We start from the raw sequence: 21,059 nt of genomic DNA on the forward strand, positions 1-21,059 counted from the left end.
ATTTGAGGCGCGACGCGCGTCTGGACCGAGCGGCATAACACATGATTCGTCAGCTGAATTACCCGGTTCTCGTCGTCGTAATTCGCGTCGCCAGCGTCGATCAGCGTCGATCAGCGTCGATCAGCGTCGATCAGCGTCGAGTATGATGCAGTAGTGCAACACTATTCGACTAACCGCTATACGCAGGCGACAGCTGTCGATATTCATTAGATGAACTGACGCGTAGTAACCGCGACTTGGCGTATGCCAGTCAGGCCGGGCCGCCCTCTCCCCCGGCGAGGGATTGCGACTTGCGGCCAGCGAAGGAAGCGCGTTGCGCCAACTCCCCTAGGGTTCAACGCCGCGCATCGTAATCCGAAGCCGCACAAGGTCGGTCACCGGTAGGTGGCCGCTATGTCGACCTTGAGCCACCGCTCGGCGCGGGCGACGCTGAGAAGCGAAGGCAACGTCGTCTGATCGCTCTCTGGTGTCCTCGTCGACGACGCGCACGAAGTCGCTCTCGGATATACCTTCGATGCGGGTGGCCGGCACCACCCATGACCCCTTTGATGCGTCGCCGTTCTTGGCCACTTCGTAGAGGTGTTCGGTGGCGAAGAACCCGGTGTAGCTCATCAGGCCCTCGTAGACCGCGCCGAGCTGGTTGATGCCCAGCTGCGCGTAGGAGATGAAGCCGCGGTCGCGGCCTTTGGCCTCCTTGCTCAACAGCAGATGTCGCAGCACCTGCTGCAGCGCGGCGTCGCCGAGCTTCACCTCGTCGATAAGCGCGATCGCTTCTGGCTTGAACAGATCAGCGCGTAGTGAGCGGAAGGTCAATCCTTCGGCGGCCGCGGGGTCGTCGCCGCTACCGTCGTGTCCGCGGTCCACCAGCTCGAACAGCACCCGCAGGGACTCGTAGAGATGGGTGCCGCTGCGTCCGCGGGGGGTGACGAGTTCGGTGAGGGTCAGTTCCCGCAGGCGGTCCAGGCTGTAGCCGCGTTCATAGTTCGGGTCACCAACGGGCAGCAGCGCGAGTTCGGGTGATGCTTCGGCATAGAGCAGGAACAGGATGCGATACAAGAAACGCAGCGCCTGCCGGGCCAGCGGCTGCGCCCGATCGGCCGGCAGCGGCGGCCGACTTTGATCGGCACGGCGGGCCACCACCTCGTTGGCGATGATCTCGATGGATAGCCGCACGCCGTCGCGCAGGTCTTTGGATACTCCGACGGTGTGCTTGATCGACTCGTCGATCACTGTCGACCACCAGATGTTGCCCTCGGCGTCGGGAGCCAGGGAATCGCCGGCCAGACACGTTAGTGCCCGGTCGATTTCGCCGCCGCGCTTGTCATCGTTGCGTTCACCGACCAATTGCAGGTTGACCGCCAGATAGCGGCCCTCGGGCCAGCGTTCCCGCTCGGTGATCAACGCCAGATCGCCGGCCAGCACGAGCGCGAACTGCGGTCCGTCGTCGGCGACAAACAGATGCGACAGCAGCCGCGCCGCCGAGACGATCTCCTCGTCTTCGGTATGGAAGCTGCGCAGCAACGTCTTCTCGTCCTTCGTGAGGAGCTGTTCCAGTGCCAATCCGCCGCGCGCGTCGATGATCACCAGCGGTGCGGGGCCGGTAAGACCTCGGGTGCTAATCGCGATGGCGGGCCCCGGCTCATTGCCTATTCCGCCGACTCGCTCGGTTTCCCAACGGATCTCATTGTCGAAGCCGAGGATCTCGCGCAGTTGGGTGTACAGCGCGTCGAGCACTTCGGCGTCGGCGTTCTCCGCCAACCCGATGAACACGCGGGCCAGCGCGCCACGCTGCTCGGTGTAGCGCGACCGCGGTGTCCGCCGGCTTGCCTCACGCTCGCTGTCCCAGAGCTTGCGACGGTCAATTACCTTGGCGTAAAACGACGGTGACCGACCTTCGGTGGTGAAGTAGTGCTCGCTGAGGAATTCCTCGCCGAGGATGAGTGCGTCTGTAGTAGCCATGTCGCGTTCCTAGTCCTGGCCGCTGGAATCCGGCGGAACTACAACGAGCAGCGGCCGGACCAGCCTGCGGTCGGGGTTCATGTCTTGGGCGAGCGCCTGCTCGTCGTCGATGCGACGGCTGCGCTGCCGAAGGCTGCTGCGCTGAGTCATGCTGTGCGCCTGCTGCTTCCACCGCTGAGTGCGCTCCAACCAATCCCGGATGCGTTGGGCGGTTTCGGCGCGAATCGCCTCGGCGTGCTGGTCGGCTGCGGCATCGGTGACCGACACCGCCGTGGCCACCAGCTTTTGCAGATCACTGACGTCGGCGAGGTCGCCGGCGTTCACAGTGCCCAGCTGCAGCTGGCCAATGGCGCCGTGGGAGCTGGCGTACGGTGTGGCCAGTCCGACCGATGGTTGTGTCGGGTCGGGGAACTCGACGGTGTAGTAGGACGCCGCCACCATCTGGCCGCGCAGGTTCGACTGGGTCACCAGCACCAGCACCGTCGGAAATGCTACGCCGCCGCGAACCGCGAAGATCTCGTCGCGGCTCAGCTCGGCGAGCGCGCGGTCGGCGGCCCACTCGATCACCGGATGCAGCGGCGCCAGGAAGTGCGCCTCCGGCCACGTCGACTGCGACGTCCCCGAGCGGGCCTGCACGAGTTCCTCGCGGCCCCGCGCGGGTGTCAGCGCGAGTTTGAAGGTCTCGACGACCTTGCGCTCACGCAGATACGACTGAGGCAACACCTGAAGGCGTTGGCGCAGGTCCGCCGCCGGCACCATCGAGGCGATCGAATGCAGTTCGTGCACTTGCCATTTAACGCCATTGGGTGGGTCGAGGCGCGGTGTCGTAACGAACTGCTCGATCGCGTCAGCGAGGAAATCGAACTCGGAGTCGTAGACGGCACGGCTGTCCGGATCGGATTCTTCGACCGGATCCTCGGCGGGCTTCCCGAGGGACCCGGTGGACAAGCCCGCGAAGAAAGCGTCCAGCCCGCCACCCTGGGTGACCTCGTCCACCCTGCGCACGACGGTGTCGAGTTCGGCGCTGCCTTCCAGCACCCGGCGGATGGCTTCCTCCTCGGCCTTGACATCGTAGGTACCGATCAGGGAGGCGGCGTCCCCCAGCGCGGTGTGGGCCTCGTGCTCACGTTCCACCAGGCGGGTGAGCACCCGGACGTCGCCGCTGAATCGCTCAGTCGACGGGGTGAGCAGCAACGCGGTGATCTCCGGGCGGTGCCGCTGCCCGTAGCGGTCGATGCGCCCATTACGCTGCTCGATTCGGATCAGGCTCCACGGAATGTCGTAGTGCACGAGGTGGTGGCAGTGGGTATGCAGGTTTACACCTTCGGAGGCGACGTCCCCGGTGACCAGCACGCGGATCGGTGACGACTCGAGCTTGAACGACTCCACGATGTCCTGCTGGTCGGTGTCGCTGAGGCCGCCGTGCAGGATCGCGACCTGATCGTCAGCGAGTCTCATGTCGCGAACGATCGCCTTGGCCAACCAGTTCAACGTGGCGACCCGCTCGGCAAATACCACCACGCAGCGGTCGCTGGTGCGCGCCACCCCGATCTCGCGCAGATACTTCAGCAGCGCATCGTACTTGGCCGAGCCGGCGGTGAGAGCCTTGTCGGTCAACTCGGCAAGCCGTTGAAGGGCGTCGCGTTCCGATGCGGCCTTGGCCTCGTCGTCGTCGAGGCGGCGCATCCGCTCCTTGATGGATTCGGCCAGCGCGGCCGGCGACGACAGGAACGCCTTGGCCAACACCCACGGGAACAGGCCCGCGTTGCTCCCCGAGTACGGCGATGCGCCTGACGCCGGCCACAGCCACACGTCTTCGAGTTCACGGGCGATCTCATCCTCGGCGGGCGAGGCCGAGACGATCATGTTGCGAGGAGGCTGCCGGTCGGCCCAGTCCGAGCCCACCTCGGCGGCCACGTCAGGGTGGTGGCGGTGGCGGCGGATCACCAGCTTGGCTACCTGGTCGAGATCCAACTCACCGGCCGGATCGACCGCGCTGGGGTCGAGCAAGCGGACCAGTTCGGCGAACGACTCTGCCTCACCGTTGTGCGGAGTGGCCGACGCGAGGATCAACGCGTCGGTGCGTTCGGCCAGCAACCGCGCCAATCGGTTGTTCAGGGAGGCGGTGTTAGTGACGTTATGCGACTCATCGACGACGACCGCATCCCACCATTGCTTGCGCAAATGCGAGATGTAGCGATCGCTCTTCAGCGTGTCGATCGAGATGATCACCCGCTTGTAGTAGGTGAACGGGTTGCGGTTGCCTGGCAGGATCTGCCGGATCCGTTGTATGCCGGTGGAATCCAGCCGCACAAACGGCAACGCGAAGCGCGTCCACAACTCCATCTGCATTTGCTCGAGCACATGTTTGGGGGTGACGATCAGGATGCGATCACCTCGACCCCGGCGCACCAACTCCGCCAGGATCATCCCGATCTCGATGCTCTTGCCCAGCCCGACCGCGTCGGCCAGCAGGATCCGTGGCCGCAGTTTGCCGGGGTCCAGAGCTTTGCGGACGGCCTTGAACTGGTAGTCGAGCGGGTCGCTTAACCCGCCGCTGGCCACCGACAGGTCTGGATCCGACGCGGCGATCGGTGTCTTGCGCAGCGTGGCCTCCAGCCAGAGGCGGGACCGGCGAAAACTCGGGGAGGTGTCGGGCACCACACGGACATGAGCAGGGTCGACCGTGACGACCTCGTCGATGGCGGTGGAGAACGTCGCCTCGCTATCGCGCACCAACTCGGACAAGCCGATGACGTGGACGAAGTAGCCGTCCGTGGCCTGCTCGACTGCGCTGACAAGCCACTCGGCGTCGCGCACGAGCACGACCGAACCCGGCGCAGCGGTGAATACTGCCGCGCCTGACGCAGGTCGCGACTTTGCGACTGCCGTGGTCACGCGATCAAGCCTTCCTAGTGTTTGCTTTGGACGGCCATGTTAACGGTCGGCCCCGACACAGTGGGGGCGAATGGGTACGCTGTCCCACTCGATTCGCGTGCCTACCACCGCTTTGCTAATCGTTGCGCCGCAATTGTCGCTATGGCCCTCCCAGACTTTCCGAGAACTGCGGAGCCGAGGACTGCCGCACGCTCGGCGTCCGACCAACATCTTGCGACTGGATTAGCTGCCGTCGAGAAGCTCCATCACCTTGCCGCTGTTGGTAAAAATGTGGTCGCTGATCGGCAGGATGGGTGCCCCTTGGCTAAGGAGGAACAACTGCAGAGACGCCAGGCCGTATTTGGATGCCCCAGTACGCCATTTGGCGATCATGTCCATCATGTCGGGATTGTTGCCGTACTTCTGCCCGACGTCGGCGAACCCTTCAAGCAGCTGGATGTCTGATATCGGGACGATGCCGGGGGCATACACCTGCGGCTGGAGATGCTTAAACACCTTGTAACCACGGACATTGATGTCGAACTGGGTCAGCAGTCCATTGACCACGCCGGCGTCGGGCACGACGACGAGTGGGGCGAACATCGTCTTCGTGTCGACCCTTTCGCTGCCCCAGCCGCCGTGCTTCTTGACGAGGTCGATCGTCGAGAGCAGCTGCCCGAACTTCCCGTCGTTGGGGTCGGTGAAGATTTTCTCGACGTCGGCGCTGTACTCATCCCAGCTCGCCAACCCCTGTGCCGCATCCTCTTTCACCGCACGATCGGTTGCGTCGATCACGATGCAGTGGCCGTTGCCGAAGATCATCCAGTCGCACACCGACGGCTTCTCGCCCTTCTTCTCCGTCCAGGCCGCCTGCATTTCGTCTTCATCGGCAATTGCACACAGATGCGGGCTCTTGTCGAAGATGTGGTGCACAATCCCGCCGGCGAAGACCTCGAACGCGTCACACATCGCGATCTTGAACCGATTCCTGAGCCGCCCAGAGCTGAAGCTGGCCCACGCCTCGAAGTAGAGCTGCCCGCCGCACAGCCGATCGAGCGCCCATTGATGACGCAGCATGACGAACGTGTTGTCGTCGACGGCCAGGAACGGGAACCGCGTGAGCGTGTACCGCTGATTGCCGATCGCTCCCTTGTCTCGATCGCCCTGCAACTCGACCTTGTAATCGTCCAGCAGTCTCGCCATGTTGGCGAACAGCAGGTCGATCGCGCCCTGGGTGGCGCCGTCGGCGAGCAGTTCATCGCGGGTAAACCGGACCTGGTGGGAGTCGGTGCTGCGCTTGACGATTCGGGTACCGAGGCGCATGACGTCGAGCAGGTCGACTCCGGTGGCGATCTTGAAGGCCTCGGCGGGCGTCGCACCCAGGCCGGTGGTCTCCGATCGGGGATGCCAGGTGGTGAACCACAAGTCGTCGGTGTTCGACAGCACGATCTCGTACTTCAGCGGGTGATTGAACAGTGACGACGCGATCTCGTTCTGGATGTGCGGCTTGGCGTATTCGTGCGTTTCCTCAAGGCCCATGTTCGGCAGCTTGCGTTGCCAGCTTCGCACTTCGTCGGCGGTGGGCACGTCGCCCGTGAACTCCGGTGCCGAGTTCTGTTCGGACGTGATCGAGAGCAGCATGTGCACCAACGTGTCAAGGTCGATCGACGGCGCGGCCTCATCGGTGGACGCGTATTCGATGATCTCGCGCTGCAGCTGAGCGGTCGCACGCGGCGAGATGAGGTGGTCTCCGTAGGCGACGATGCGGTTGCGGGCCTTCTCGCACACACCCCCGGTGCCGCCGCCGGCGAGGAAATCGCCCTCAACGAGGTCTACGCGATGGGTGGTGGTGTATGCCACGTCCCACTGCCCCTGTACGCAAGCGACGGTTTCGAGTGCGTCGTAAAGCTTGACGCTGTCGAGCAGGTCGCGCCGTTTGTCATCGGTCAGTGGCTTCAGCCCGAGCTGCCCGCAGACCATCAGCTGCGGCTGTTGGCCGAGGAACTGCATCAGCTGGGAAATCATGTCACCCTCACCACCGACGCTTGCCGCGGTCGGCGGCATCGAACCGCCATTCGCACCGGCTCTGCGCCCCGGGCTGCGGGGGCCTTCCTGCTCGTACTTCGCGGCGCGCTCTCGTCGGATTCGCGCTCCTTTACCCATCGCAGGCCATACCCCTCTCGCCTAGCACCTCGTCGACCTGATGGCTCGACAGTTCGCCACCCGTTCGCGTATCGACTGCCGAACCGCGGCCAGCAGCCGCAGCTCGGCAGTCGATGTCATCGCGGGTGTGTATGGGTCCAGGCTAGGTGAGAGGAGTGACATCGTTCGAACGTTTATTCGGGGTGTTGGGATGATGGGCACACCCCAGCGGGGATCTCGTCGGCGTTTGGTGGCCCCGCGCTCTGGGGACTGGTACGCGGGGCGCTTCACCGGGCCACCGTACGACGAGTTCATTCTCGGCGCCGACGGCGTGCTGCGTGCCTTCGCCCAGCGCTCCGGGGGTGACCGCATGCCATATGTGGTCGGAATACTGGGAGCGCCCAGTTGCGGACCTTATTCGACGTCTTGCGCATCTTGTCGAAGGACGAACTCATGCATACCGGGCACGGTGAACGCCAACATGCCGCGTTCGGGAGGGTAGACCAAGCCCTTCTTAATAAGCTCGTTGCGGGCAACTGACAGGTCGCTCGCGCGCGATTTATGCATCCGAGAAGCCAAGGCGGACACCGTCGCCGGCCCGTCGCCGGCTAGGTCGGCCAGCGCGCGCAGCAGGTCGCGCTGTGCGGGGGTGGCGCGCTCCCACCTGGAGCGGTAGAGGCCGTCGTCGACCTCCCGACGAGCTTCGTGCAGTCCCACCTGCACGTCGTCAGCACTGATCGGGGAACTAATCGCGTTGTCCCACACATGTTTTCCAATCGCTTGCAGAAAGTATGGATATCCGCTGGCCATGTTGATAGCCATCGTCAACGCCTGCTCGTGCCAGTCCACTCCAAGCTCACGTGTGGGAATCGTCAAGGCATCCGCCGCGCCGGATCGATCGAGCAGTCCGACCGCACGGTAGTCATAGAGCCGCTCGGCATAGCTGGTGGCATCGGCAAGCAGAGCCGGCAACGACGGCAGACCGGCACCGACGAGCATCAAGGGCAATGGCACCTCTGCCTGGCCGAGCTGGTGCACCGCCGTGTTGATCGCCGCCAGCTCGGCTGCGTTGGCCTCCTGCAGTTCGTCGACCAGGATCAGCACGCCGATGCCTAGCTCGCGCGCCGTCTCCCCCATCACCTCGAACAGCGCCGCTAGTGGTGTGTCCCGGAATTAGTTGATGGTGTTTAGGGTGGTCCGGGCTCGAGCGACTTTGGCCAGGATCGATTCGGCGGTGGCGGTCCATACGTAGGGCTTGGGATCTTGGTTGTGGGTGTCGATGTAGTCCTGGATCGCGGCGATGAGGTCAGGCACTGAACCAAAGACGCCGCGTCGCAGCGCTTTGTCGGTGATCTCGCGAAACCAGCGTTCGACCTGGTTGAGCCACGACGACGAGGTCGGCGTGAAATGCAGGTGGAAGCGGGGATGGTTGTCCAGCCACTGTTTGACGTTTGCGTGCTTGTGGGTGGCGTAGTTGTCCAGGATCATGTGGATCTGTAGGCCCTTGGGAACCTCTCGATCAATCGTGCGCAGGAATTTGAGGAACTCTTGGTGGCGGTGTCGCGGTAGGCATTGGCCGATCACCATGCCGGTCAACACGTTAAGCGCGGCGAACAAGGTGGTGGTGCCGTTGCGCTTGTAGTCATGAGTCATCGTCTGCCCACGGCCCTTGGTCATCGGTAGCGATGCCTGGGTGCGGTCGAGGGCCTGCACTGAGGACTTCTCATCGGCGCACAGCACGATCGCGTTGTCCGGCGGGTTCAGATATAAACCCACGACATCGACGAGCTTCTCGTCGAACTTGGGGTCATTGGATACCTTGAACGTATCGATGCGGTGCGGCTTGAGACCCAACTCTTTCCACACCAGCGCCACGGTGCTCTTCGACACCCCAGCCGCGCGGGCCATCGTTCGTGTGCTCCAATGCGTCTGGCCTGGTGGGTGGGATCCCTTGGTGAGCGCCACGATCTTTTCGATCGTGGCATCCGGGATGGAGGGCTTACGACCACGACCCTGCCGGACTTGCCCAAACTTGACCAGACCATCCTCGCTGAACCGAGTACGCCAGTTCGCCACCGTGGCCGGCGACACCGACACCCTGGCAGCAATCGCCGCGTTGGCCACACCGTCGGCAGCCATCAACAAAGCCTTGGCCCGCACCACTTCTCGATGCGCCCCCGACTGCGACCGAGCCAACGATTCCAACATCTTGCGCTGTCCATCAGTCACCACCAAAGCGGGCACGGGTTTGCTCATACCCGAAATCATAGCCGACAACTGTCAATTATTTGCGGGACACACCACTAGATCCTCGGCGAAGCGCCCCGAATCCGCTACGCCACGGATCGGGTCGACTTCCACACCCAGTGACATCATCCCGGTTGCGTCGGCCTTGATGCTGAATGCCTTGAAGACCCCGAGCATGCGGCGTATGCGTGATTCTGGATGCCGCCCTGTCGCCGTACGCATCCCCGCACCAGCGCGTGCGACAGCGCTGCCGGTAGCGATCCGCCGACGCCAGCCTCAACCTTCGCGGTAATCCAATCCCGCTCGCCTGCCCGTCTCAGCAGCTCGTTGAGCAACACGGTTTTGCCGACCCCGCGTAATCCGTTCAGAATCCACCCGCGATCGCCTTCCCCCAGGTCTTCAGAACGCCGCATCACCACGTCGAATGCGGTCAGGACAGCATCACGACCAGCCAGCGCCGGCGGCCGTCGCCCAGCACCGGGCCGGTAAGGGTTACGCACTGGATCCATAATCAGATTCTATCTGACCGTATAACAGGCTCTGTTATACGCGTTGAGAATAGCTTATAGACCTGCGGTAGTTCATCGGATACGAAGAACTACCGCCCGCGGCATCAAACCGGCGGACGAGATTCTTCATGCGCGGGGCATCGTCCTCCCCTAGTTGTTGCCGGCCCGGGGGGGCTTCCGGCGACTTGTTGTGAACTGTCCGCGGCGCCACTCCCCTATGCACATCACCCCCGCGCCTGGCAGCGGCTCAGTTGGGGCCAGTCGGCCTTCGACCAGCCCCCCTCCCCGCCACGCGCCTCCCCCACACGGCCACACCGGGGGCTCATCGCACTTTCGTCTCTTTCGTATCTTTCGTTTTGTACTAGTTACGTTTCGTTTCGTATTGATTTGTCACGACGAAAGTCATAGGATTGGTGAATGAGCGAAACTGTCCCGGAGAGCGGCCAACCGCGGGATCGCTGCAACTACCCGGGCTGCACCCGTCCCAGCCGTCCCGACCCCGCCACGGGTCGCCCCTCCCGATACTGCGAACAAACCGATATCGCTGGCGGGCCGGTGCATAACCGTGCCAACGCCTGGCGAGCCCGGCGCGCACAGGGTGCCGGCGTGGCGACGCAGGAGGACGCCGGGCTCGCAGCTCCGGTGTCCCTGGCGCGTGCGTCGCTAGAGCAGCGCTTAACCGAATTACCAGGGAAAGTGGCAGACCTGCGGGGGTACCTCGACGACTTGGTGGTCCAGCTCCGGGCGGCTGGCGACGTCGAGGCTGCGGGTGCGGAGGTTGAGGATGCACACCGCGACGCGCTCACCAAGGTGACCGAGGCCGAGCGACGTAGCGCAGCCGCTGAGCGGGCCGCGCGCCTGGCCGATGAGCGCGCACAGACCGCCGAACGTGAACGTGAAGAAGCCGATGCGCTCGTCGAAGATGCGATCGCCGAAGCGGCGCGCGTGCGCGAAGAGATGCAAGCCGGGATCGCCCACAGTCGCGCCGAGGCCGACGCCGCGGTAGCGAGGGCGCAACAGCAGTTGGCAGAGGCTGAGGCCGAACACCGAAATGAACTCTCGCAACGCGACTCCGAAGTTGACCAAGCACACCAGGACGCCAATGCGGCCCAACTCGAGGCCGCTTCCGCCCGGGCCGCGCAGCGCGCTGCCGACGAGGCGGCCGAGCGTGACCGCCAGACCGCTGCCCAGCTGCGCCGTGAACTCGATCAAACCCGCCGGCAGGCCGAGGAAGAACGCCAGCGGCTGCAAGCCCAAGTCGATTCAGCGCGCCAGTCCGCGCAGCAGGCGGCGACCGAAACAGCGGTCTTCCGTGCCGATCTCGCCGCCGCGCGCGCTGAAGCTACGGCCGCGCAACACGCGGTAGAAACCGAAAAAGAAGCCTTGGCGTCCCTCAGCCAAGAACTCGAGCGGCAACGCGACGACGCGCGGGCGGAGCGCGAAAGGCTTCGCATCGACCACGCTGAGCAGCTCGCACACGCTCAACGTAGCGCCGACGAACGTGTGCATACCCTGACTGAGGCCTTGACGCTCGCCCGTGAAGCCGCCGAGGCGTACCGCGCCCAACTCCCCCAAGCGGCTCCAACCAGTCCCCCTCCCCCACCAGGGAAACGAGCAGCGCGCGGACAGGGATCACGCGCGGAGAAGAAATCACCGAGCCCGGGCCGGGGAGACCTATAAGGCAATGTTCCTACACCCTCGACCGGCTCGGCCGGAACCTTCGCGAAGTGCTCAACCTCGTTCACGAGAATGTGCTCGCAAAGTGTGATCACGGAAAGTTAAAGTGAAGCCAGCAGGTCGTTGAGTAGTGTGTTGGCGTTGCAGCACACCTCCAAGAGGTAGTGGTGAGCACCTTCGCTTGGAGCGAGATCTTTTGGCGGCCAGTGCAGTTCGTGCCGTCCTCTGGTCAGGCCCACCGAAAGCTGTTGACCGGCAAGGTTGTTGACTCGTACAAAATACCCGGCCTCGTCAGCGTGGCCGTGAATATTCAGTTCGAGACCTGGGTCGCCGACGAGTACACCAGCACTGAGTGCCCGATAGACCAATTCTGACAAGGTCGATCCTGGGGAGGCATCGGTTGGGTCGGGCAGCTGGTGTGGCAGCTCATCGCTTTCGTCAGCAACCCAGGCCGCGAAAGCGTCCTCGTCGATGCTGAACGGCACGGGGGTGCCGTGAGCAGTGACCGCAAAGGCCGGAGCGCCGTATGGGACGCCCGGTGCGGTAGCGGTGGTGGTGCCGAGCACATCGTCTCCAATCTGGGGGGGTTTGGGGCCCTATTCAGGTTGGCGGCCCGGGGCACCCAGGTTTGGCACAACACCCGGGGCATGGGTGTGTTGTAGCTGTGCGGCCAGAGCCACGGCGAAGTCAGCGCGGCGGTGCTCGAACCGCTCGTCGGGGTTTTGGCCAGCGCGCGCTACATCGCATCGGCGCTCACCAGATCGCGGCGCAGGGCGCTGGGCGGTAGCGGGGCAATACTGAGGTGGGCGCGGATCACCCCGCCGCGTGAACCGACCGGGCCAGATGATTCGGCGAAGCGCTAAATGTCAAGCGCCTCCTGCAAATTGGTCATCGCTGCGCGGGCGAACTGCTCCAAATACGCGTTGGCGACTGCCAATAGGTTGACTGGGTCCTCGCTCAGGTATGCCACGCCCACTGGTTCCGTTTCTCCTCGTTGCTTAGCTGCCCAGCGGCTCGACGACCGGCACGGCGGCGAGCATGCTCTGTCCCGCGTCCATGAGGGCATCAAAGATCGGCGCGGCCGGGTTGACCACACCCTCGCTGGTGTAGAAGATCGGACCGAAGCCGAAGCCGCCGTTGCCTTCCACCCCGAAGCCCAGGAGGTAGGAGCCCTTATTGGCCCACCCGACGAGGTTTTCGCCGGTGTTGCCGAATCCGAAGGTGGAGTTGCCGGAGTTGCCGACACCGAAGTTGGCGGTGCCGTAGTTGCCCAGGCCGATGTTGTAGTTGCCGGTGTTGCCGACTCCGACGTTGAAGCTGCCGGTGTTGCCGTACCCAATATTGGTGATCGAGGAGTTGTGCAGTATCGAGTTCACGAAGTCGACTGGGACGTCGCTCACGACGTAGGCCGCCGTATCGACGGTGCTGTCAACAAACAGGCCGAATGGGTTGAAGATCGACCGGTAAATGTTGGCGCCGAGGTCATTTCGGAAGATGTCGAAGCTCTGCTGCATGCCGGCGACGTTTGCCAACGCATCCCCGAAGCCCTGACTGACGGGCAATGTGATCGGGTCGGTGAAGAACCTGATGTTTTGGTTCACGCCCGCTGGTGTGAAGTATCCGTTGGCACCGGCGTGGGGTACACCGCCGCCGTGACCGATTGCCCCGGTCGCGCCGGCGTAGCCCCCTATCGCGCCGTGGCCGCCGCCGGGCCCGCCCAGTCCCGGAGACCCGTTGTAGCCGGGGCCACCGCCCTGACCTTGCAGCCCGATCTGAGCGCCGGCCCCGCCGTTACCTCCGGTGCCCGCCGTACCGCCGTCACCGCCCGTGCCGCCATCGCCGTACAGCCCAGCGCCATGACCACCGGCGCCGCCGGCGCCGCCCGACCCGCCTGTACCGCCGGTCCCACCGACTCCACCGGCAAGCGAGAAAGTGGCGGCCGAGCCGCCGTGGCCGCCGTTGCCACCGGCACCGCCGGCACCGCCATCGCCACCGTGACCAAAGAACAGCCCGGCGCTGCCGCCGGTGCCGCCGTCGCCACCAGACAAGCCGCTGCCGCCACCCGTGGCATTGGTGTTGAGGGCCAGGCTGCCGCCCGGGCCCAGTATCGGTCCGACTATCGGTCCCAGTATCGGAATTCCGGTGATTGGGTTGGGTATCCAGACTCCCGTCGCGTCGGCGCCGGTAGCACCGCTCACCCCAGCCCCGCCGGTGCCGCCATCGCCACCGTTGCCAAACAGCAGACCACCGGAGCCGCCGTTGCCGCCTCGGCCGCCATTGCCGCCGTTGGCCCAGCCCGGAGCGCCAGTGCCGCCGTTGGCGCCGTTGCCAAGCAGGCCGGCCGAACCGCCGTTCCCGCGCATGCCGTTGAAGCCGTTGCCGCCGTTGCCGATCAGCAGACCACCTGCCCGCCCGTCGGGGTTGGCCGCGGTGCCATCAGCCCCAGACCCGATCAGCGGACGACCTAACAACGCCTCGGTAGGTGCATTGATGACCTGCAGTACGCCTTTCTGCACCTCTGCCAGCGGGTTAACGTTGGCGGCCTCGGCTGAGGCATAGGCGTTTCCGGAGCCGGTCAACGTCTCAACGAACTGTTGGTGGTAGGCGGCTGTTCGGGCGCTGACCTGCTGGTAGGCCAGGCCGTGTGCGTTGAACAGCGCCGTGATCGCCTCAGACACCTCATCGGCGCCTGCAGCTACCACGTTCGTGATGGGAGTCGCGGCAGCGTTAGCCTCACCGATCGCGGTGCCGACCGAAGCGAGATCGGCCGCCGCACTGGTCATCGCTTCTGGCACGATATTCACAAATGGCATGGGGGTATGTCTCCTGGTTTCGTGATCAACCCGAACTTGGTACGGCGTCTACGCCCAGCAGGTCGTAGAGCAACGCGGTGAGGTCGTTGGCGGACCTGTCGTCCAAGAATTCGAGGTCGTCTGGGTCGTAGGTGTGGAGGTAGTCGCCGCGCACCTGGTAGCGGCCGTCTGGGAGCGCGGCTGTCGCCCAGATGCGATCGTCGTCGGCCCCTTGGTCACGGAACTGCGCCGGTCGGATGGCGGCGGAATGGTCGTTGAACACGGCGGCGGCGGCCGCGATGCGCTCGACGATGTCGGCAATGATGAGCTGTTGTGTTGCGGTGAGGCCCCTGTTTTGGGGGTCGTAGCCCAGGTACCAGTCGGTGCGGGAATGCCAGCGTGTAGCCGCAGGGCAGCTGTGGCGCAGTCGTTCGGCCTGTGCTTTGGTGGCGCAGCGGTCGACGACGGCACCGTGGTTGTCGACGAGGTGAAACCCGACGTCTTCGGCCGGAACTATGTACCAGGTGGTGGGCGGGTTGGAGAAGTGGGCCCGGGCGCCGTCTTCGAATACAGCAAGGCTCATAGCCCTATCCTTCGGTTGCGTAGCTGGGTGAAGTGGGGACTCATGACCGTGCGGGGACGACTATCCGCAGCCGCGAAACACGTGGGCCGGTCTTGTAGATGGCCCTGGCAAGTCGCCATGTCTGGGGATCGACTTCGCTGGTGTTCTGCATCTCGTCTGCCTCCCGCGTCGCGCTGTGCTTCATCAGTCAGTACGTGACCGCCAGGGTGCTCCGCGGACACTCGGGATTTATATCAGCTAATATACACGTATGTAAACATTTATTTCAGAGGACCCCGCGCGGAGTCGCAATCAGCGGTGTGGACATGCCCTGCGGGGACGGGAGTCGGTGGCCTCGGCCGGCGCTCAACGAGATGGGTGCAACAACGCACAGCGGGCTTCCGAAGCCGCGCGCATGTTTCGAGCACCACAGGCTAGGCGAATAGTGTTGGTGTGCAATCGATTCGTCGCGATCACGACGCGCTGGCAGGTGATGCTTGCAAGCGCAGATGCTTCCCATGTCGCGACCTCAAGCGCATCAGGAACGGGCGCGTGCGACCGACCCTCGGCCGATTCGCAACCGTGTCTGCGCTCGCCACCGAGAGCCCGCAGCTACGCTTTTGGGCGTTGCTGATGTAGATTGCGACCGAGGGGTTCGATCCGCTGACCAGTGTGATCCCTCCCTTCTCGGGATAGCTAGCGCACGCCGGCGGTGCTCTTCCGAGCAGCAAGGGGGAGGAACTTCAGGCCACGGCGGCGGCATACTTGAAAAAGGGAGTCGATTAAGTGTCAGGCGGTGCACCGGGCAACGGTGATGCTCAGGCCAGTTCTGATCTGGCTGTGAAACTCAGAAGGTTGTTTGACATCGTTCGCAGGCCGAATGAACCACCAATGTCGAATCAAGCCGCTGTGGAGAAAATCAAGGACAAGACTGGTGTCGCGATTTCCGCGACGTACTTGTGGCAGCTCAGGAATGGTTCCCGGACTAACCCTACGGTGCAGCACGTGCGCGCTCTTGCGAAATTTTTCGGTGTGCCGACCGCGTATTTGGTTGACAACGAGAGTGACCATAAAATCGAAGCGCAGCTTGGATTGCTTGTCAATCTTCGCGATAGCGGTGTGCGGGATTTGGCAGCGCGCGCATCTGGGCTGACACCGGAGGCGCTTCGGGGCGTGGCCGCCATGATCGATGCGGCCCGTAAAATGGAGCACTTGCCGCCGATCGCTCAGATTTCCGGCGAGGTTTAGATGGGTAAATCGAACGCTGACATGCTCGCGCTCGCGCGCGAGCTGCCCATTCCCGTCCCGTGGGATAGGAATGTCTTCATTGATAATGTGGCTCGTCAAAGAGGCCGGCCAATCCGCCTGGTTGCCGCGGATACGGCGGCATTTACTGATGGCCCGTGTGGGCTATGGGTGATTTATGACGACGAAGACGTCATCCTTCACGAGGCCGGGACGTCCGATTATCACATCGATCAAATAGTGTGCCACGAAATTGGCCATATGGTCCTCGAGCACGACAAGGGTTCGCGGGGAAGCGCCAGCACGACACGCTATGCCCAACTGTGTAGCACATACCTGGGCGACCTTGATCCTAGCTTCGTACAAGCGATGTTGGGTCGTAGCGACTATGGCAGCGAGCAGGAACGCGAGGCCGAGATGTTCGCTTCCGCGCTGGTGATGGCCGCTGCAGAGGCCGCTGAACGCCGATCGATGTTGCGTCGCGTGTTCTTCCGCCGGTGAGCGCCTCCGCCGTACCAGGCATCATCGCCTGGCCATTGATCGTATTCATGACGCTGGTGCTGGTCGGACGCTACCGATGGTTCAACAACAATCTCTCTGAGAAATACTTCAACAATACGTTGGCATTCTTGCTGGCGGCGCAGATCCTCCGTGAATATCTAGTGCAGAACATGCTCGCGAGAACGGCCCTCACCACTTTGCCCGGCACGTGGCAATTGAGTAGCGCTGTGTTGGGCTACAGCTTCACTGAATTCGTCGGGTTCATCCTGTTGTGGTCGGGTATGTCGGAAGCAGAAACCCGCCGACAGCACCGGTACTACCGCCTAGCGGGCGTGCTCCTTATTGCCGGAATACTGGTCTTTGGTAGTCATGCTCGACTCGACGAACAGCCCTTTGAGTTAATGCGGGGCTGGGAATCCGTGGTGGTGTTGAGTTGCATGACGACCATGTTGATGGTCCTAGCGACGCGAACCATATCGAATTCCTTGCGTGAGCTGCGCAATGTGCGCACGCGGCGGGAACGCTGGATCGCGCTGAGCCTCTTATCGATGGGTTTAGTGGGCAGCGGGGTTGTGCTCCACGAGGCGGCCCTCCTGATTTGCGACCTTCTTGGCTGGACTGACACAGGTGAATATCGGCGGCAGTCTCACGCCAACGGCCTGTTCTTCGCAATAGCGGCCCCGTTCGGGGTCGCTGCTATCCCTCTCGTGAGGAAGCTCCTCGGCGCACTGGGATTGGATCCCATCAGCCGCAGCTGGTGCAAACTACAACCGCTCCGACAGGCCATGAGAACCGTTGTTCCAGAAGGCGTCTTCGGCTTTGACGATGACGAGCCGGGGCGCCGAAAGTCGGAGCTCCAGCTCCACCACACCGTCGTCGAGATCCGTGACGCCATCTTGCGACTGCGCCCCTACTCCCGTGAAATTCCCCAGCATGATCTGAGCCGCTTCCTCGACGAGCCCCACGCGATACCAGCGTGCGAGCACGCCGCGGCCACCGCAACCCTTCGGCTGGCTCACGCCGCCAGAGCCAAAGCTGCCGGCGCCACGCCAACCGCCCTCGCCGCCGACTCGGCACTGATCGTCGCGTCGCGCGCGGCAACCCTTACGCAGGAAGCAGCCGAACTCGCAGCGCTGGCGAAATGGTGGCCAGCCGCCTACGCCGCCGCCGAGAGCATCTTGGAATCTGCGATCCACACGCAAGCGAACTCGACTATATGAGCCGGCCGACCGCCACGCCGATCCCGCACCCTCGCTTCCGGCTGCCTGTCCTCGGTGATCTCTTCACGATCGACTTCGCCAGCCCCGTACTCGGTACGACCGACAAGTTGCGCAAGTCCGGCGACGGAACCTTGCAGCAACGCATCTTTGCTCTGTCGGCGATCGCGCTGTCCGGCGCCGCTCTGATTGAGGAGGTGAGTGACGAAACCCGATGGCAAAAGCATGTCGGGCCACTCGTGGACAAGTTGCGGCTGACGCTCGGCGACGGCCTGTTCACCGCCTGCAACGATGCGCCCAACTGGCAAAAGGCCCACAACATCTTGCTGCCGGCGTTTACCAAAGCAGCGATGAAGAATTACCACGATGCCATGGCTGACACCGTGCAAGAACTCATCGAGGCATGGAACACCCATAGCGTCAAACAATCCTGGATCGACACCCCGGCCCAAGCCAACCGGCTCACCGTGGAAATCACCGCGCGAGCCGGGTTGGGGCACTCGTTTGGCAAGCTCAGTGAGCCCAGAGGGAATGGGTTCAGTGCGGCGATCACAAGCGAATTGGGCTACGTCCGGCGCGTTATGCGTGTCGATCCCATACCGTTCTACAACCAACTCTTCGGGAAAAAGAGTTATAGACAACATCTAGCTGACAGGAAATTCATCCGCCGACTGGTCTGCGACATTGTCGAGGCCCGCCGGCGCAACCCGGAAGCAGGCCAGCCCCGGAACATGCTCGACATCATGCTCCATAGCGCCGGTCCCGATACCGGCGAGCGGCTCGACTCCGACAACATTGTCGGCCAGATCCTCACGCTGATGGCCGCCGGTAGTGAAACCTCGGCCAACACAATCTCGTTCGCTTTGCACTATCTGTCCGCTAACCCCGACGTGGCAGCCGAGGCCCAAGCTGAGATCGACCAACGCTGGCCCGGCTCAGACATTCCCTCCATCGAATTCGACGATATCGCCAAGCTGCGGTACCTGCGCCGTGTCGTCGACGAAACGCTGCGCCTGTGGCCCGTAGCCCCGGGCTACTACCGGCAAGCCCGGCGTGACACCACCCTTGGCAACGGCAAATACCGCTTTCGGCAAGGCGACTGGGTCGTAGTCGTCCTGCCAACCGCTCATCGCTCCGCGGCCTGGCGGTCCCAGTCCTGCATTGGTCGTCAATTCGCGTTGCACGAGATTATGTTGACACTGGCCACGATCCTGCACCAATACAACCTGGAGTCCAAGCCGGGATATAAACTCGAGATTGCTGAAACCCTGACCCTCAAACCGGCCGACTTCCAGCTTCGCCTGCACCCACGCCGCCATCTTGGCGACCGACGATAGGCATTGCCGATGCGCTTCCTTGCCGTACCACTTCCGCTGTCGATCGCCCGCGGCATGATCGGTGCTCGACGCCGTGTGTTGGATCTCGCCGATGCCATGGTGCCGGGAGAGATCGCGCTTTTTTTGGACGTCGCGTTGGGGCTGCAGAGGACGAAGATCGCGGGCGCGCTCGTCTCCTCGGGGTTGGCCGATGCTCTCGGCAAAGATGAACGCTTTCCCGTCGAATTGGCACACGAGCTGGGATTAGACCCCGACGTGACGATCAGAATCGTCAACACCGCGATCACCTTGCGGTTGATAAAACGGGACCGTAAGGGACGTGTGCGCATGACGAAGGTCGGCGCACCGCTAAGCTGCCAACATCCTAATTCGGTCGCCTCCTGGATTGCCTACTGCGCGGACCCCGACACCGCAGCGGTATATGCGCACCTCGACGCGCAGCTACGCGACGGCGCCCAACCCTCGGGATACCAGCGGTCATTCGGCAAGTCGTTGTGGGATTACTTCGGCGATCGCCCAGATATGGGCGCCACATTCGCAAATGCAATGCGCCAGCTCACCGAGTTCGACCTGGCCGGTATTGTGCGGGCTTATCCATGGCCACGCCATGGAGTCATCTGCGATATCGCTGGAGGGGTCGGGCACGTGCTCGCGGCCATCCTCGAACACCGGCCTGAGGCTCGCGGCATCCTGCTCGATTCTCCCGAGGTGATCAAGCAGGCAGAAGGATTTCTGCGGGACCGAGGGTTGGACGAGCGGATCGAGTGCCGCGCCGGGGACCTGTTCGGTCAGCTCGACGCTCGAGCTGACGTCTACACGATGAAGTGGATCCTCCACGACTGGAGCGACGATGCCTGTCGCGACATCCTCACGCGGGTCCGCGCCACCATGCCGTCCGGTTCCAAGCTGGTCACGATCGATCTGCACCACGAATCAAGCCGGCCGAACGCTGTGACAGCAATGCTCGACGCGCACATGCTTACCACCTGCGAGGGCGGTCGGGAACGTTCGCCGCATCAGGTGCACGCTCTGATGCGTGAGGCCGGGCTCAGACCCGGACGTGTCCGCCACTTCGGGCCGACGATGCTGGTCGAGGCCATCGCCCCGTGAAGGGCTGACCTTAACCCGATGAAGGTTTGTTTCCCGAGCAACTGCTTAGCTACCCGCGTCGAGGGCATCACGTACTGGCAGCTGCGAATCACTGTCGTGGATTGGTGGCCGACTGCTGCCTTCAATCATCGAGTCCCGAGCGGGGGGTTTCAATAACGAAGTCGATTCGTAACTGTGACCCGACTTAGGACATTTTCTGTGGTGGCCTAGGCATGCAGGGCGTTGAACTGTGAGTTCTCTGGGTGTCAGGTTGAAATTTGCACACTAAACCCGGGGCTCTACGGTGCTGTGGTGGCCTATGTGCGCACCGTGAAGACCGCCTCGGGTGCCACCGCCGTGCAGATCGTGTGGTCCACGCGGCGTGGGTCGCGCAATATCGAGCACCTGGGCTCGGCGCACGACGATGGCGAGGTCGAAGCACTCAAGGCCGCGGCACGCCAGCGTCTGGCTGAAGGTCAAACCACCCTTGACCTCCGGCTGGGCACCACCGGCGTCGACGGTGAGCCGCTCGAGATCGTGTCCACGATGTCGACACCGTTATGGGAGTCGTTGAGTGCGGCCTACCGGGTCCTCGGCTTCGACGCGGCCACCGGCGGCGACCGGGTGTTCGGGGATCTGGTGCTGGCCCGCATCATCGAACCGACTAGCAAGGCTGACTCGTTGCGGGTCCTGGCCGAAACCGGCATCGACACCGTCGACTACCGCACGCTCACCCGTCGGCTACCGAAGTTCGCTAAACCGGCTGTGCGCCAAGCACTGTCAAAGGCGTGTGCGACCAGGGCGGGATTGGGGCCGACGTCGCTGGTGCTTTACGACGTCTCCACCTTGTACTTCGAAACCGACACCGGTGACGGGTTCCGCGAGCCCGGATTCTCCAATTATCC

At 63.4% G+C, this 21,059-nt stretch carries 15 protein-coding genes and 2 pseudogenes; 6 read left to right on the forward strand and 11 right to left on the reverse strand.

The genetic code is table 11. The features are described 5' to 3' along the window. Positions 1-459: 459 nt before the first annotated feature. From AADZ78_RS28005 to AADZ78_RS28055, 11 genes and pseudogenes are all read right to left on the reverse strand, one after another. Positions 460-1,959, reverse strand: a pseudogene (locus AADZ78_RS28005) (class I SAM-dependent DNA methyltransferase); the annotation flags it as partial. 9 nt (positions 1,960-1,968) lie between these two features. Continuing rightward, positions 1,969-4,857 (reverse strand): helicase-related protein, encoded by a 2,889-nt coding sequence (locus AADZ78_RS28010; protein WP_085253216.1) that lies wholly within the window; start codon positions 4,855-4,857, stop codon positions 1,969-1,971. A gap of 222 nt (positions 4,858-5,079) precedes the next feature. Further along, positions 5,080-6,999 (reverse strand): hypothetical protein, encoded by a 1,920-nt coding sequence (locus tag AADZ78_RS28015; RefSeq protein WP_085253217.1) that lies wholly within the window; start codon positions 6,997-6,999, stop codon positions 5,080-5,082. A gap of 393 nt (positions 7,000-7,392) precedes the next feature. Further along, on the reverse strand, positions 7,393-8,115 hold the full coding sequence (locus AADZ78_RS28020) for a MarR family transcriptional regulator (RefSeq protein ID WP_085253218.1): 723 nt from the start codon (positions 8,113-8,115) through the stop codon (positions 7,393-7,395). Between the two features lie 36 nt (positions 8,116-8,151). Next, a complete protein-coding gene (locus tag AADZ78_RS28025) occupies positions 8,152-9,234 on the reverse strand; it encodes an IS630 family transposase (RefSeq protein WP_085251828.1) in 1,083 nt (360 codons plus the stop codon). Between the two features lie 116 nt (positions 9,235-9,350). Beyond that, entirely contained in the window at positions 9,351-9,734 is a 384-nt protein-coding gene (locus tag AADZ78_RS28030) for an ATP-binding protein (RefSeq protein ID WP_139829082.1), read from the reverse strand. Positions 9,735-10,418: 684 nt separating this feature from the next. Beyond that, positions 10,419-10,991 (reverse strand): hypothetical protein, encoded by a 573-nt coding sequence (locus AADZ78_RS28035; protein ID WP_169726424.1) that lies wholly within the window; start codon positions 10,989-10,991, stop codon positions 10,419-10,421. Positions 10,992-10,997: 6 nt separating this feature from the next. Then, on the reverse strand, positions 10,998-11,243 hold the full coding sequence (locus tag AADZ78_RS28040; protein ID WP_169726425.1) for a hypothetical protein: 246 nt from the start codon (positions 11,241-11,243) through the stop codon (positions 10,998-11,000). Positions 11,244-11,512: 269 nt separating this feature from the next. After that, on the reverse strand, positions 11,513-11,977 hold the full coding sequence (locus AADZ78_RS28045) for a hypothetical protein (RefSeq protein WP_204805636.1): 465 nt from the start codon (positions 11,975-11,977) through the stop codon (positions 11,513-11,515). Positions 11,978-12,409: 432 nt separating this feature from the next. Next, positions 12,410-14,224, reverse strand: a complete 1,815-nt coding sequence (locus AADZ78_RS28050; protein WP_204805651.1) for a PE domain-containing protein — start codon at positions 14,222-14,224, stop codon at positions 12,410-12,412. A 25-nt stretch (positions 14,225-14,249) separates the two neighbouring features. Then, on the reverse strand, positions 14,250-14,786 hold the full coding sequence (locus AADZ78_RS28055) for a hypothetical protein (protein WP_085253327.1): 537 nt from the start codon (positions 14,784-14,786) through the stop codon (positions 14,250-14,252). A gap of 765 nt (positions 14,787-15,551) precedes the next feature. Here AADZ78_RS28055 and AADZ78_RS28060 point away from each other — a divergent pair. The 6 genes and pseudogenes from AADZ78_RS28060 to AADZ78_RS28085 form a co-directional block, all read left to right on the forward strand. Further along, complete coding sequence (locus AADZ78_RS28060; RefSeq protein ID WP_085253328.1) at positions 15,552-16,013, forward strand: helix-turn-helix domain-containing protein; 462 nt, start codon at positions 15,552-15,554, stop codon at positions 16,011-16,013. Beyond that, positions 16,014-16,511, forward strand: coding sequence for an ImmA/IrrE family metallo-endopeptidase (locus tag AADZ78_RS28065; RefSeq protein WP_085253329.1), 498 nt, complete (start codon positions 16,014-16,016; stop codon positions 16,509-16,511). It abuts the gene before it with no gap. Next, positions 16,508-17,731: a DUF6545 domain-containing protein gene (locus AADZ78_RS28070; RefSeq protein ID WP_085253330.1), complete on the forward strand. Its 1,224-nt coding sequence runs from the start codon at positions 16,508-16,510 to the stop codon at positions 17,729-17,731. Before AADZ78_RS28065 ends, AADZ78_RS28070 begins: the two co-directional genes overlap by 4 nt. Next, on the forward strand, positions 17,728-19,065 hold the full coding sequence (locus AADZ78_RS28075) for a cytochrome P450 (RefSeq protein WP_085253331.1): 1,338 nt from the start codon (positions 17,728-17,730) through the stop codon (positions 19,063-19,065). The genes AADZ78_RS28070 and AADZ78_RS28075 overlap by 4 nt, the downstream gene beginning before the upstream one ends. Before the next feature lie 9 nt (positions 19,066-19,074). Next, complete coding sequence (locus AADZ78_RS28080; protein WP_085253332.1) at positions 19,075-20,175, forward strand: methyltransferase; 1,101 nt, start codon at positions 19,075-19,077, stop codon at positions 20,173-20,175. Between the two features lie 291 nt (positions 20,176-20,466). Next, positions 20,467-21,051 (forward strand): annotated as a pseudogene (locus AADZ78_RS28085) (IS1634 family transposase); the annotation flags it as partial. Between the last annotated feature and the right edge of the window lie 8 nt (positions 21,052-21,059).

The organism is Mycobacterium riyadhense, from assembly GCF_963853645.1.
In the GTDB taxonomy this organism is placed as follows: Bacteria; Actinomycetota; Actinomycetes; order Mycobacteriales; family Mycobacteriaceae; genus Mycobacterium; species Mycobacterium riyadhense.